Genomic DNA, 13,431 nt, shown 5'->3' on the forward strand with positions numbered 1-13,431 from the left:
TAACGTGGCGGGCATCACTCACGGGGAGACACGGATGACGGGTTCGCGGGACGAGCTGCACGGACGCCGCCTCGAGGCGGTGCGGGCCTGGACCGCGTTCGTCGAGAACGGCGACGCGGCCGGGCCGCTGGTGCGTCCCGAGATCCTCGACAGCTGGCAGCGCTCCGAGGCGCACCTCACCCGTGACGTCACCCACGCACCGCTGGCCGACGAGGACGACACCCGCGCCCTCTGGGAGGGCTCCCCGCTGCAGACCGCGGTCGAGCGGGTCGAGGCCGAGCTGCGGCGCACCGCCGAGGACGGTGACCTGGTCATCGCGGTCACCGATGACCAGACCCGCATCCTGTGGACGTACGGCGGCCGGGTGATGCGCCGCAAGGCCGAGTCGGTCAACTTCGTCTCCGGGGGCCGGTGGGACGACACCTCGGTCGGCACCAACGCGCTGGACCTCGCCACCCGCGGCGACGCGCCGGCGATGGTGTTCAGCGCCGAGCACTACGCGCCGATGGTGCACAACTGGGTCTGCTGGGCCGCGCCCGTGCACGACCCGCTGACCGGCCGCCAGCTCGGGGTCATCGACCTCTCGACCACCTGGGACCGCACCCACCCGATCGGGCTCGCCACGGCACGCGTGATGGCCCGGCTGATCGAGACCGCGCTGCCGCACACCCGCAGCTACGCCGACGCCTCCCTGATGTCGGCGGCCCGGCTCGAGCCCGGGCTGGTGCTCACCCTGCTCGGCGGCGCCGAGGCGTGGCTCGACGGGCAGCGGCTGCTGCTCAACCGCCGGCAGACCGAGATCCTCGCGCTGCTCGCGCTGCACCCCGAGGGGTTGTCGTCCGAGCACCTCCACGCGGTGCTGTACGGCGACCACTCGGTCACCGTCTCCACGCTCAAGGCCGAGGTCTCCCACCTGCGCGCAGCGCTCGGCGGGCAGCTCGCCTCCCGGCCGTACCGGCTGATGATGCCGGTGACCACGGACGTCGAGACCGTGCTCGACCTGCTCGGCCAGGGCGAGGTCGGCGCGGCCGTGGCGGCGTACGGCGGCGACCTGCTGCCGGGCACCGACGCCCCCGGCCTGACCGAGCTCGCGGAGTACGTCGCGGTGGCCGTGCGCGAGGCGCTGATGGCCGACCCGCGGCCCGACGCGGTGCTCCGCTACGGCGAGATCGCGCCGTACGACACGGAGGTGCTGGAGGTGGCGCTGGCCGCCCTCGGCACCTCCCCGCACCCGGCGCGGGCCCTGCTCAAGGGCCGCCTGGCCGCCTCCGGCCGCTGACCCGGCACATCTTGTGCCGACTCACCGTCGGGCGGGGGTGGTGACCCGGCACATCTTGTGCCGACTCACCGTGGGGCGGCGATGGTCGAGACCTGTGACGGCGGTCACGAAGTGACCAACCTTTCGCCAACCTTGCCCTCCTAGNGGGCGGCGATGGTCGAGACCTGTGACGGCGGTCACGAAGTGACCAACCTTTCGCCAACCTTGCCCTCCTAGCGTCAGCCCCATCAGGTAGTCATCCGACCTCCCGAGGGAGTTGCGTGCCCATGACCAAGATCCAACTCACCGTCGACGGGGACACGGTCTCCGACGACGTCGAGCCCCGCATGCTGCTGGTGCAGTACCTCCGCGAGAAGCTCGGCAAGACCGGCACCGTGATCGGCTGCGACACCAGCAACTGCGGTGCCTGCACCGTCCACCTCGACGGCAAGAGCGTGAAGTCCTGCAACGTGCTCGCGGTCCAGGCCGACGGCCGGGAGGTGACCACGATCGAGGGTCTCGCCACCAACGGCGAGCTGCACCCGGTGCAGGCCGCGTTCCACGAGTGCCACGCCCTCCAGTGCGGCTTCTGCACGCCGGGCATGATCATGCAGTCCGTCGACCTGCTCAACGACAACCCGAACCCCTCGGAGGAGGAGATCCGGCTCGGGCTCGAGGGCAACCTCTGTCGGTGCACCGGCTACCACAACATCGTGAAGGCCGTGCAGACCGCGGCAGGAGGTGCGTCGTGACCGCCACCGAGGAGCGGGCGGCCACTGCGGAGATCGGCCGTGACCGCCGACGCAAGGAGGACCAGCGGCTGATCACCGGGCGCACGCGCTGGACCGACAACATCACGCTGCCCGGGATGCTGCACCTGGCCATGGTGCGCAGCCCGTTCGCCCACGCGACGATCAGGTCCATCGACACCTCGGCCGCGAGGACATCCGCCAACGTGGTGACCGTGCTGACCGGTGCGGACATCGCGGACGACCAGGGCGTCATCATCAACGCCTGGCCGATCACCAAGGACCAGGTTTCGCCGACGCACCTCCCCATGCCGTCGGACCGGGCGACGTTCGCCGGTGAGATCGTCGCTGTGGTCGTCGCACGGTCGGCGGCGGAGGCTCGCGACGCGGCCGAGCTCGTGGACGTGGACTACGAGGAGCTGCCGGCGGCGGTCGATCTCAAGGAGTCCGCCGCCGACACCGTGCTGGCGCACCCCGACCTCGGTACCAACAAGTCGGCGTTGTGGACGTTCGACTCGGGCGAGGCCGGCACCGGCGGCGACGTCGAGGAGACCATCGACAAGGCTCGCAGCGACGGCATCGTGATCGAGCGGGAGTACCGCCAGCAGCGCCTGATCCCGGCATTCATGGAGCCCCGCTCGACGGTGGTCGACCCCACCGGGGAGCAGATCACCATGTGGTCGGCGACCCAGATCCCGCACGTCCTGCGGTTCGCGCTCGCCGCCACCACGGGCGTGCCGGAGTCCAAGATCCGCGTGGTCGCGCCGGACGTCGGCGGCGGCTTCGGTGGCAAGCTCCAGACCACACCGGAGGAGTTCATCACCTTTGCGGTGGCCCGCCGGCTCGGCAAGCCGGTGAAGTACACCGAGACCCGGTCGGAGTCGCTGGTGGCCTGCCACCACGGCCGGGACCAGTGGCAGAAGCTCACGCTGGCTGCCGAGAAGGACGGCACCGTCACTGGCCTGAAGGTCGAGCTGCTCGCTGACCTCGGCTCCTACAACGCCCTGCTTGGCGGCGGGACACCGGTGCTCGGCGCCTTCATGTTCAATGCCATCTACAAGTTCCAGGCCTACCACTTCAGCGTCCAGACGGTGCTGACCAACAAGACGTGGACCGACGCCTACCGCGGGGCCGGGCGCCCGGAGGCGACGTTCGCCATCGAGCGGATCATGGACGAGCTCGCCGCCGAGCTCGGCGTCGACCCGCTGGAGATCCGGGAGCGGAACTGGATCAAGCACGACGAGTTCCCCTACACCACGGTGTGTGGCCTGGAGTACGACTCGGGCAACTACGAGGCGGCCACCGAGCGGGCCAAGGAGATGATCGGGTACGACGAGCTGCGCGCCGAGCAGAAGCAGCGTCGCGAGTCGGGTGACAGGGTGCAGCTCGGGATCGGCGTCTCGACGTTCACCGAGATGTGCGGTCTGGCGCCCAGCCGGGTGCTGGGCAGCCTCGACTACGGTGCCGGCGGCTGGGAGCACGCGAGCGTGCGGATGCTCGCCACCGGCAAGGTCGAGCTGGTCACCGGGGTGAGCCCGCACGGTCAGGGCCACGAGACGGCGTTCAGCCAGATCGTCGCCGATCGATTGGGGGTGCCCTTCGAGGACGTCGAGGTCCTGCACGGCGACACGCAAGTGGCCCACAAGGGCATGGACACCTACGGGTCCCGCTCCCTGGTGATCGGAGGCGAGGCCGTGGTCAAGGCCGCCGACAGGGTGATCGAGAAGGCGAGGCCGATCGCCGCCCACCTGCTCGAGGCCAGCGTCGACGACCTCGACTTCGCGGGTGGTCGGTTCAGCGTGCGGGGCACCGACCAGGGCCTGACCATCCAGGAGGTCGCCCTGGCGACCTTCGCAGCGCACAACTACCCCGAGGGGATCGAGCCGTACATCGACGCCGAGGCGACGTACGACCCGATCAACTTCAACTTCCCGCACGGCACGCACCTGTGTGCGATGGAGGTGGACACCGAGACCGGTGCGGTCCGGATGCGGAAGTACGTGTGCTGCGACGACATCGGCAACATCATCAACCCGCTCATCGTCGCGGGGCAGGTGCACGGCGGTGTGACCCAGGGGATCGCGCAGGCGCTCTTCGAGGAGGCGGTGTACGACGACGCAGGCACGCTGGTGTCCGGCTCCCTGGTGGACTACCTGGTGCCGACCGCTGCTGACCTGATCAGCTTCGACATCGACCACACCACGTCGCCGTCGCTGACCAACACGCTCGGCACCAAGGGCGTCGGCGAGGCCGGCACGATCGCCTCGACGCCGGCCGTGGTGAACGCGATCGTGGACGCCGTGCGCCACCTCGGCGTCAACGACATCCAGATGCCGTGCACGCCCGAGCGGGTGTGGAAGGCGGTCCAGGGTGTCGGCGCCGGCGGCGACGACCCGACGGCGGGTGCCGCCATGCCCCACTTCGACGAGCAGGAAGGAGGGGCCCAGTGATCCCCGCACAGTTCGACTACGTGGCGCCCACGTCCGTGGACGAGGCGCTGGCCGCACTCGCCGAACGCGGCGACGACGCCAAGGTGATCGCCGGCGGGCAGAGCCTGCTGCCGGTGCTCCGGATGCGGCTGAACGCGCCGGAGGTGGTCATCGACATCGGCCGGATCGACGCGCTGCGCGGGATCCGCGACGACGGCGACGCGATCGTCATCGGCGCGACCACCACGCACGCCGAGGTCGGCGCGAGCTCACTGGTCTACGACAACGCCGCGCTGGTCACCAAGGCGGTCGAGCACCTCGCCGACGCGCAGATCCGGCACCGGGGCACGTTCGGCGGCGCGCTCGCGCACGCCGACCCGGCCGGTGACCTCGGGGCCCCCGCGCTGGCGCTCGGGGCACAGTTCGTGATCGCCGGCACCGGCGGCACCCGGACGGTCGGCGCCGACGAGTTCTTCGTCGACCTCTTCGAGACCGCGATCGGCGACGGCGAGCTGCTCACCGAGGTGCGGATCCCCAAGCACACCGGCTGGGGCGCGCACTACGAGAAGTTCGTGCGGGTGGCCCACCAGTGGCCGATCGTCGCGGTCGCGGCGACGGTGAAGGCGGACGGCGGCACCATCTCCGAGGCGCGCGTGGGGCTCACCAACATGGGCTCGACGCCGCTGCGGGCGACCGCGGTGGAGCAGGCGCTCGTCGGGCAGCCGGCGACCGAGGACGCCGTACGCCAGGCTGCGGCGGCCGCGGCCGAGGGCACCAACCCGCCCTCGGACCTCAACGGTGACCGTGACTACCGCCGCCATCTCGCCACCGTGCTGACCCGCCGCGCCGTCCTGGCCGCCGCGGGAGGATGACCGGATGGACCTCACCCATTCGTTCACCGTCCCGCTGTCCGTCGACGAGTCCTGGGAGCACTTCAACGACATCGCGTCGGTCGCGGAGTGCTTCCCGGGCGCGCAGGTGACCTCCGTCGACGGGGACACCTTCCAGGGCTCCTGCAAGGTGAAGCTCGGGCCGATCGCCCTCGTCTACAACGGGTCCGGCACCTTCGTGGAGAAGGACGCGGCGGCGCACCGCTTCGTCGTCGACGCGAAGGGCAAGGACAAGCGCGGCAACGGCACCGCGGGTGCCCACGTCACGCTGGCGATGACCGAGGTGGATGAGGGCACCTCCATCGAGGTGACCACCGAGCTCGCGATCACCGGCAAGCCGGCGCAGTTCGGCCGCGGCGTCATGCAGGACGTCTCCGACAAGCTGCTCGGCCAGTTCGTGGCCTGCCTCGAGCAGCGGTTCACCGAGCAGCCGGAGGAGGCGGAGGCACCCGAGGCAGCCGCGGCGGCCCCGGAGGCCGCTGCCGAGGCGCCCGCATCGGCGGGCGGCGTCGCCGCGTCCAACGGGACGGCTGCCGCCGCGCCCGCTGCCGGCGCTTCCGGCGGCGGTGCGTCGGCGGCCGCAGCACGTCGGGCACCGGGTCCGGCCCCGGCCTCCGGCGAGGACGCGCTCGACCTCGGTGCCACGGTGCTGCCGGTGGTGCTCAAGTCCTACTGGCGGCAGATCGTCGCCGGCCTCGTCGTCCTGCTCGTCCTCCGCAAGGTCCGCAAGCGTCGCAAGCGGAAGAAGGCCGCCACCGCCGTCACCCCCACCACCGACTAGCCCGCCGAGGTGCCCGGCCTTGTCGGCCGAGGTGCCCCGAATCAATGCCCGAGGTGCCCCCTCTTGCGCACGTGACCGCAAGAGCGGGCACCTCGGCGCGCAAGAAGGGGCACCTCGGCGGGGTCAGAAGACGTTGCGGGGGCGGAACTGGACGGAGATGCGGGGGCCGGCGTGCGCGGTCTTGGGTACGGCGTGCTCCCAGGTGCGCTGGCAGGAGCCGCCCATCACCAGCAGGTCGCCGTGGCCGAGCGTGAACGCGACCGAGGAGCCGCCACCCCGCGGGCGGAGCAGCAGCCGGCGCGGGTCGCCGAACGACACGATCGCGACCATGGTGTCCTCCCGGCGGCCCCGGCCGAACGTGTCGCCGTGCCAGGCCACCGAGTCACGGCCGTCGCGGTAGTAGCAGCAGCCTGCGGTCACGAACGGCTCGCCGAGCTCCGGGAGGTAGTGCGCCGACAGGGCCAGCCGGGCCTCCTCGAGCAGCGCGTGGGGGAGCGCCTCATCCTCGCCGTAGGTGTGCACCAGCCGCGGGACGTCGACCACGTTGTCCCACATCTGCCGGCGTTCGGCCCGCCACGGCACGTCGTCGACCAGCGCGGAGAACACCGGGTCGGCGCCGACCACCCAGTTCGGCCGCACGTCCACCCAGGCGCCGCGGGCCAGCGTCGTGCGCCGCGCGCCGGCCAGGGTCGCCAGCGACGGGGCGACCGCCGTGTCGAACAGGTTGGCCTGGAACTCCACCCGACCACCGTAGCACGAAATCGAACACCTGTTCGATAGGTCCCGCCGGACCTGTCCGGTGGGACCACCCGCCCGTCCGGTCGGAGGGTGTCCGGCCCCGCGGCCCGCCCCTAGCGTCGAGGGCAAGGTCGAGAGACGCACGCAGCGGGCAACGAGGAGACGGCCATGGCCTCTGGATGGTTCGAGACGGTCGCCGAGGCGCAGCGGCGCGCGAAGAAGCGGCTGCCCAGGTCGGTGTATGGCGCGCTGCTGGCCGGCAGCGAGCGCGGCACGTCGTACGACGACAACACGCGCGCGTTCGCCGAGCTCGGGTTCGCGCCGCACGTGGCCGGCCTGTCCACCAAGCGCGAGACCGCGACCCGGGTGATGGGGCAGGACATCTCGATGCCGGTGGTGATCTCCCCGACCGGCGTCCAGGCGGTTCATCCTGACGGCGAGGTCGCCGTGGCCCGGGCGGCAGCCGCCCGCGGGATCGCGATGGGACTCAGCTCGTTCGCCAGCAAGCCGCTGGAGCAGGTGGTCGAGGCGAACCCGCAGACCTTCTTCCAGACGTACTGGATGGGCGGCCGCGACCAGATGGTCGACCGCCTGTCCCGGGCCCGTGAGGGCGGCGCGGTCGGGCTGATCGTCACGCTCGACTGGTCGTTCTCCCACGGGCGCGACTGGGGCAGCCCGTCGATCCCGGAGAAGCTCGACGCGAGGGCGATGGCGAGGTTCGCGCCCGAGGTGCTCCGCCGGCCGCGCTGGCTGCTCGACTTCGCGCGCACCGGCCTCCCCGACCTGACCACGCCGAACCTGGTCCCGCCCGGCAGCCCGGACGCGCCCACCTTCTTCGGTGCGTACGGCGAGTGGATGACGACCCCGCCCCCGTCCTGGGAGGACGTCGCCTGGCTGCGCGAGCAGTGGGACGGCCCGGTCATGCTCAAGGGCGTCTGCCGGGTCGACGACGCGATCGCCGCCCGCGACGCCGGGATCACCGCGATCTCGGTCTCCAACCACGGCGGCAACAACCTCGACGGCACCCCGGCCCCGATCCGGGTGCTCCCGGCGATCGCGGACGCGGTCGGCGACGACGTCGAGGTGCTGCTCGACGGCGGCATCCGCCGGGGCGGCGACGTGGTCAAGGCGGTCGCGCTCGGTGCCCGCGCGGTGCTGATCGGCCGGGCCTACCTGTGGGGGCTGGCGGCCAACGGCCAGGCCGGCGTCGAGAACGTGCTCGACATCCTCCGCGGCGGCATCGACTCGGCCCTGCTCGGCCTCGGTCACTCCTCGATCCACGACCTCACCCCGGCCGACGTCCTGGTGCCGGACGGCTTCACCCGGGCGCTCGGCGTACCCGCCTCCGCCTGAGCCGTGGACCGCCCGGTCGCGCTCGTCACCGGCGCCGCTCGCGGCATCGGCGCGGCGACCGTGCGCCGGCTCCGCACGGAGGGGTACGCCGTGTGCGCCCTCGACGTGGCCACCGGCGGGGACCACGGCCTGCCCGGGGTCGGCTACGACCTCGCCAGCCGGGCCGAGCTCGACGGGCAGTCCGCCGACGACGTGCTGACGGTGGTCGCCGACGTCCGCGACCCGGCCGCGCTGGAGGAGGCGGCGGACCGTACCGTCGCGGCGTACGGACGGCTGGACGTCGCGGTCGCGGCGGCGGCCGTCGTCGTCGGCGGGCAGCCGCTCTGGAAGACCCCGGCCGCCCACCTCGAGACCCTGTGGGCGGTCGACGTTCTCGGCGTGCAGCACCTCGCAGCGGCCACGGTGCCGCGGATGCTGGCCGGCCGCGACCCGTCGCGCGGCCGGTTCGTGGCGGTCGCGTCTGCCGCCGGCAGCCGGGGGCTGTTCCACCTGGCGGCGTACTCCGCGGCCAAGCACGCCGTGGTCGGCCTGGTCCGCGGGCTGGCCGCCGACCTGGTCGGCACCGGCGTCACCGCGACCGCGGTCAGCCCCGGTGCGACGGACACGGCGATGCTGGCCGCCACCGCCGACCTGTACGGCGTGACCCCGGCCGACCTGGCCGGCTCCCAGCTGCTGCGGGAGCCGCTGGACCCGGACGAGGTGGCCGCGGTGGTGGCGTTCTGCTGCTCGCCCGAGGGGCGGGCGCTCAACGGGTCGGTGGTCGCCGCGGACGGGGGGTTCGCGGGCTGAACGGAGCCACAGCGAGGCGCCACTGACCGCGCAGCGAGGCGCCACTGACCGCGCAGCGATGCGCCACTGACCGCGCAGCGAGGCGCAACTCAACGGGCCCGCACGGACCTGTCCGATCGGGCAGGTTCCGCCCCCTGTCCGGCCAGCGCCGGCTGCCCCGCACGGCGGTACTGTGGGCGGCATCACAGAGGGAGGTCCCGTGGCCACAGCCGCCCCCGCGGAGCCCGTCGTGGACGGCCATCCGCACGACGACGCCGGGTCCGGGCTGGTCAAGTTCCACGCACCCGAGGTCGTCTTCGGCATCGGGTCCCTGGGGGAGGCCGGCTTCTCCGCGGCCCGGCTCGGCGCCCGGCGTCCCATGATCGTCACCGACCCGGGGATCATCGAGGCCGGCTGGGTCGACGAGCTGCTCGGTCACCTCCGCGAGAGCCGGCTCGACCCGGTGCTGTGGTCCGCGGTCACGCCGAACCCGAAGGACCACGAGATCCGGGCGGCGTACGACCACTACCGCGCGATGGACGCCGACGTCCTGATAGCGATCGGCGGCGGTTCCTGCATCGACGCCGCCAAGGGCGTAGCGATCCTGTCCGGCAACGACGGCGACATCCTCGACTACGCCGGCGTCGACCAGGTCACCCACCCGATCCCGCCGCTGCTGATGATCCCGAGCACGTCCGGCACCGGTGCCGACGTCAGCCAGTTCTGCATCGTCACCGACACCGACCGGCACGTGAAGATCACGATCATGGGCCGGGCGCTGGTGCCGGACATCTCGATCACCGACCCGCGGCTGCTGATGACGATGCCCGAGCAGCTCAACGCCGCCACCGGCCTCGACGCGCTCACCCACGGCATCGAGTCGTTCGTCTCGCTGGCACACAACCCGCTCGCCGACATCCACGCGCTCAACGCGGTCGGCCTGGTCTGCCACCACCTGCGCACGACGATGACCGCCCCGACCGAGGAGTACGCCCGCACCAAGATGGCGCAGGCCAGCCTCCAGGCCGGGCTGGCGTTCACCAACGCGATCCTCGGCGCCACCCATGCGATGAGCCACCAGGTCGGCGGCCTGCTCGACGCTCCGCACGGCGTGGTCAACGGCGTGCTGCTGCCGCACGTGATCCGCTACAACGCCCGGGCCACCCCCGACCGGTTCGTCGACCTCGCGAGGTCCGCCGGGCTGCACGTCGACGGGATGCCCGGCGACGAGGCCGCCGAGCTCCTCGCCGCGCACGTACGCCGCCTCGCCGACGACGTCGGCGTCCCGAAGGGCCTGCGCGAGCTGGGCGTGAGCGAGGCCGACATCCCGCGCCTGGCGCACACCACGCTCGACGACGCGTGCCTCACCACGAACCCGCGCTCGGCCACGGAGTCGGACGTCGAGAATCTGTTCCGGGAAGCTCTCTGAGGCGGCGATGAGCGCCCCCGACAGTGCAGCCGGCATGGCACCCGGACCGGCGCCCGGACCGCCGGGCCACGCCGCGCCCGACCTCGCGACCCTGACCGGCGTCCGGTCCGGCAAGCGGTCCTACTACCGCGCCTACGTCCGCTCCGACGAGCGCATGCAGCGCGCGGTCCGGGCGATGGACTCGATCTCCCGCGCCCTGGTCCGCACCGTCGAGGGACCGCGTGGACTGCTGGAGGAGGTGGCCCGCGCGGCCGCCGCCCACCTCGACGCGTCGTGGACGATCCTCGCGCTCTCCGACGGCCACCTCCGCGGGGCCCGGCCCCGGTTCCTCGCGGTCGGCCCGGACGGGGTGGTGACCGACGACGATGCCGGCCTGGCACCGCTCGTACGCCGCGAGCTCGGCGCGATCCGGGCCGGGCACGCCACCCGCAGCGACGACGACGGTCCCTGGGTGCGGGTGCCGATGACCCTCGAGGGCCGCCAGATCGGCAGCCTGGTCGGGCTGCACGGCCTCGACGCCGCGCCCGAGCCCGGCGACCTGTCGGTGCTGCGGATCCTCGCCAACCAGGCCGCGGTCAGCCTGCACACCAGCGAGCAGTACCAGGCCGGCGTCGCCCTGCACCGCCGGGCGCAGAGGCTGTACGACGAGGCCACCGCCCAGGCCCGCGACCTCGAGCAGCGCACCCAGGAGCTCCGGCAGGCCGAGCAACGACTGGTGCTGGCCCACCAGCGCGAGCTGATCGACACCGAGCGGCACCGGATCGCGCGCGAGCTGCACGACTCGGTCACTCAGTACGTCCTCTCCGCCGGCATGGCCGTCGAGGTCGCCCGCGGCGAGGCCGAGGAGCTCGGTGCCGACGGCACCACGATCCTCGAGCGGCTCGGTACGGCCAAGCAGCTCAGCCAGGACGCCGTCGAGCAGCTGCGGCGGGCGATCTACGCGCTGCACCAGTCGCACCGCGACACCGTCTCGACCCTGCCCGAGCTGCTGCACGAGGTGGCCGAGCACCATCGGCCGCAGCTGCAGGTGCAGGTCCGGGTGGAGGGCGACGTCGTCCCGCTGACCACCGACGCGGACCACGAGATCGCGCGCGCGGTCGGCGAGGCGCTGTTCAACGTCGCCACCCACGCGCGGGCGACGCGCGCCGTCGTACGCCTGCGCTACCGGGCCGACGAGCTGCTGGCTGCGGTCGCCGACGACGGGCACGGCGACCCGGTCGAGCTGAGCCGGCTCCTGCGGCTCGAGCGGGGCCGGTCCGCCGACGGGCGGCATCGCGGGCTGGCGAACATCGAGACCCGGATCGTCGACCTCGGCGGCGGCATCGTGTTCCGGCGGGCCCGGCTCGGCGGCGTACGTGTCGAGATGCGGATCCCGCTCCCGCTGACCCCCACCGACCGTCCCGGCGTGATCTCCGGGCTGGTCGGCACGCCCGGTGACGACCGGGACGACAGGTCCGGCGACGACACCCAGGAGGACCCATGGCCACGCTGAGCCCCAGCCGCGACGCCCAGAGCGGCACCGTCGACATCATGCTGGTCGACGACCACGCGATCGTCCGCCAGGGCCTGCGGTCGATCCTGGAACGCGAGCGCGACCTACGTGTGGTCGCCGAGGCGTCGACGGCTACCGAGGCGCTGACCGTGATCGGCCGGGCCCGGCCGCGGATCGTGCTGCTCGACCTCAAGCTGTCGACGTCCTCCGACACCGAGGGCCTCGACCTGTGCGCCGAGATCACCGCAGGTCACCCCGACGTCGGCGTGCTGGTGCTGACCACGTTCCTCGACGAGCAGCTGGTGCTGCAGGCGATCCGGGCCGGTGCTCGCGGGTACGTCGTCAAGGACGTCGACACCTCCGGCCTGATCCGCGCGATCCGCGACGTGGCCCGCGGCGAGAGCGCCTTCGACGCCCGGTCGGCCGCCGCGATGGTGCGCGGCCTCAACGCCCCGCCGCCCGAGGAGAACCGCACCCTGACCGCCCGCGAGTGCGAGGTGCTCAGCCTGCTGGCCCGTGGCCTGTCCAACCGCGAGATCGGCGCCCGGCTCTACATCTCCGAGACCACCGCGAAGTTCCACGTGGGCAACATCCTGCGCAAGCTCGACGTCTCCAGCCGGGCCGAGGCGGTCTACGAGGCGTCGAAGATGGGCGTCATCTGAGACCCCACCCCCGCGACGTACGACGTCGCGTCGGACGTCATCCGCGGTGGTCGCCCAGGCAGCCCGGACGTATGAGGCTGCGCGGGAGGTCATGCGAGGTGGCTGTCCGGGCGGCTGTCCGGGCGGCCGGGACGCATGACGTTGCGGCCCGGCCTCGCGCATGTCGCACGTTCTGGTGGTGCCGAGGGCCGGACCTCGACCAGGACGTGCGAATCGCCGAGTCAGGGCGGCGAGCGCATGTCGAGAGCCCGCAATTGCAGCCGTACGACACGTTTTCGGGCTCGCGCCATGTCATACGGCGGCAATTGCAGTCCCATGACAGGTCGGCAGCCACCCCGTCCTGCCCTACGGCCGCAATTGCAGCGGTACGGCGCCGTTGACGAGCCCACCCGGGTGCCCCACTGTGAGATCCGGAGGGAGACACCGATGCTGACGGACGAACTGCGGTCGATACCGCTCTTCAGGAACCTCACCGACCGGCAGCGTGAGCTCGCGGCCGAGCGCCTGCAGGAGGTCGACGTCGACCTGGGCACGGTGATCGCCCGGCAGGGGGACTTCGCCTACCACCTGTTCGTGGTCCGCGAGGGCGTCGCGGCGGTCACCGTCGACGGCGTGGAGGTCCGCTCGCTCGGGCCGGGCAGCACATTCGGCGAGATCGGCGTGGTCGAGCACGGACGGCGTACGGCGAACGTGGTCGCGGCCACCCCGATGCGGCTGCTCACGATGTCGGTCGGCGACTTCGACGAGCTGGCCACCGAGCTGCCGGAGTTCGCGGCGCACGCGCGGACCATGGCGCAGTTCCGCCGCAAGGGCACCTGACCGCAGGACCTGGCCGCTGGGCGGGCAAGACCTGGCCGCTGGGCGGGCAAGACGTGGCCGCTG

General features: G+C 72.5%; 12 protein-coding genes. 11 read left to right on the plus strand and 1 reads right to left on the minus strand.

The window, feature by feature from the left end; all coding sequences use genetic code 11:
• Positions 1 to 34 precede the first annotated feature (34 nt).
• From EKO23_RS18920 to EKO23_RS18940, 5 genes are all read left to right on the plus strand, one after another.
• A complete protein-coding gene (locus EKO23_RS18920; RefSeq protein WP_134719685.1) occupies positions 35 to 1,279 on the plus strand; it encodes a sigma-54-dependent transcriptional regulator family protein in 1,245 nt (414 codons plus the stop codon).
• Between the two features lie 266 nt (positions 1,280 to 1,545).
• A complete protein-coding gene (locus EKO23_RS18925; protein WP_134719686.1) occupies positions 1,546 to 2,010 on the plus strand; it encodes a (2Fe-2S)-binding protein in 465 nt (154 codons plus the stop codon).
• Positions 2,007 to 4,457 carry a xanthine dehydrogenase family protein molybdopterin-binding subunit gene (locus EKO23_RS18930; RefSeq protein ID WP_134719687.1) on the plus strand — a complete coding sequence of 817 codons (2,451 nt, stop codon included), beginning with the start codon at positions 2,007 to 2,009 and terminating at the stop codon, positions 4,455 to 4,457. The genes EKO23_RS18925 and EKO23_RS18930 overlap by 4 nt, the downstream gene beginning before the upstream one ends.
• On the plus strand, positions 4,454 to 5,308 hold the full coding sequence (locus tag EKO23_RS18935; RefSeq protein WP_134719688.1) for an FAD binding domain-containing protein: 855 nt from the start codon (positions 4,454 to 4,456) through the stop codon (positions 5,306 to 5,308). The genes EKO23_RS18930 and EKO23_RS18935 overlap by 4 nt, the downstream gene beginning before the upstream one ends.
• 4 nt (positions 5,309 to 5,312) lie before the next feature.
• On the plus strand, positions 5,313 to 6,107 hold the full coding sequence (locus tag EKO23_RS18940; RefSeq protein WP_134719689.1) for an SRPBCC family protein: 795 nt from the start codon (positions 5,313 to 5,315) through the stop codon (positions 6,105 to 6,107).
• A gap of 123 nt (positions 6,108 to 6,230) precedes the next feature.
• On the opposite strand, the gene EKO23_RS18945 is transcribed toward EKO23_RS18940, so the two are convergent.
• Positions 6,231 to 6,848, minus strand: coding sequence for an alpha-ketoglutarate-dependent dioxygenase AlkB (locus EKO23_RS18945; protein ID WP_134719690.1), 618 nt, complete (start codon positions 6,846 to 6,848; stop codon positions 6,231 to 6,233).
• A gap of 165 nt (positions 6,849 to 7,013) precedes the next feature.
• On the opposite strand from EKO23_RS18945, the gene mftD reads away from it, so the two are divergent.
• The 6 genes from mftD to EKO23_RS25415 all read left to right on the plus strand — a co-directional run bounded on the left by mftD (position 7,014) and on the right by EKO23_RS25415 (position 13,368).
• Positions 7,014 to 8,198 carry a pre-mycofactocin synthase MftD gene (mftD, locus tag EKO23_RS18950; RefSeq protein WP_134719691.1) on the plus strand — a complete coding sequence of 395 codons (1,185 nt, stop codon included), beginning with the start codon at positions 7,014 to 7,016 and terminating at the stop codon, positions 8,196 to 8,198.
• A 3-nt stretch (positions 8,199 to 8,201) separates the two neighbouring features.
• A complete protein-coding gene (locus EKO23_RS18955) occupies positions 8,202 to 8,987 on the plus strand; it encodes a mycofactocin-coupled SDR family oxidoreductase (protein WP_134719692.1) in 786 nt (261 codons plus the stop codon).
• Positions 8,988 to 9,186: 199 nt separating this feature from the next.
• Complete coding sequence (locus EKO23_RS18960) at positions 9,187 to 10,395, plus strand: iron-containing alcohol dehydrogenase (protein ID WP_134719693.1); 1,209 nt, start codon at positions 9,187 to 9,189, stop codon at positions 10,393 to 10,395.
• Between the two features lie 34 nt (positions 10,396 to 10,429).
• Complete coding sequence (locus EKO23_RS18965) at positions 10,430 to 11,887, plus strand: MadS family sensor histidine kinase (protein ID WP_134719694.1); 1,458 nt, start codon at positions 10,430 to 10,432, stop codon at positions 11,885 to 11,887.
• Positions 11,875 to 12,549: a MadR family response regulator transcription factor gene (locus EKO23_RS18970; RefSeq protein ID WP_134719695.1), complete on the plus strand. Its 675-nt coding sequence runs from the start codon at positions 11,875 to 11,877 to the stop codon at positions 12,547 to 12,549. The genes EKO23_RS18965 and EKO23_RS18970 overlap by 13 nt, the downstream gene beginning before the upstream one ends.
• Before the next feature lie 426 nt (positions 12,550 to 12,975).
• Positions 12,976 to 13,368: a cyclic nucleotide-binding domain-containing protein gene (locus EKO23_RS25415; protein ID WP_167880553.1), complete on the plus strand. Its 393-nt coding sequence runs from the start codon at positions 12,976 to 12,978 to the stop codon at positions 13,366 to 13,368.
• Positions 13,369 to 13,431: the final 63 nt, after the last annotated feature.

The sequence above is a fragment of the Nocardioides guangzhouensis genome (assembly GCF_004519545.1).
In the GTDB taxonomy this organism is placed as follows: Bacteria; Actinomycetota; Actinomycetes; order Propionibacteriales; family Nocardioidaceae; genus Nocardioides; species Nocardioides guangzhouensis.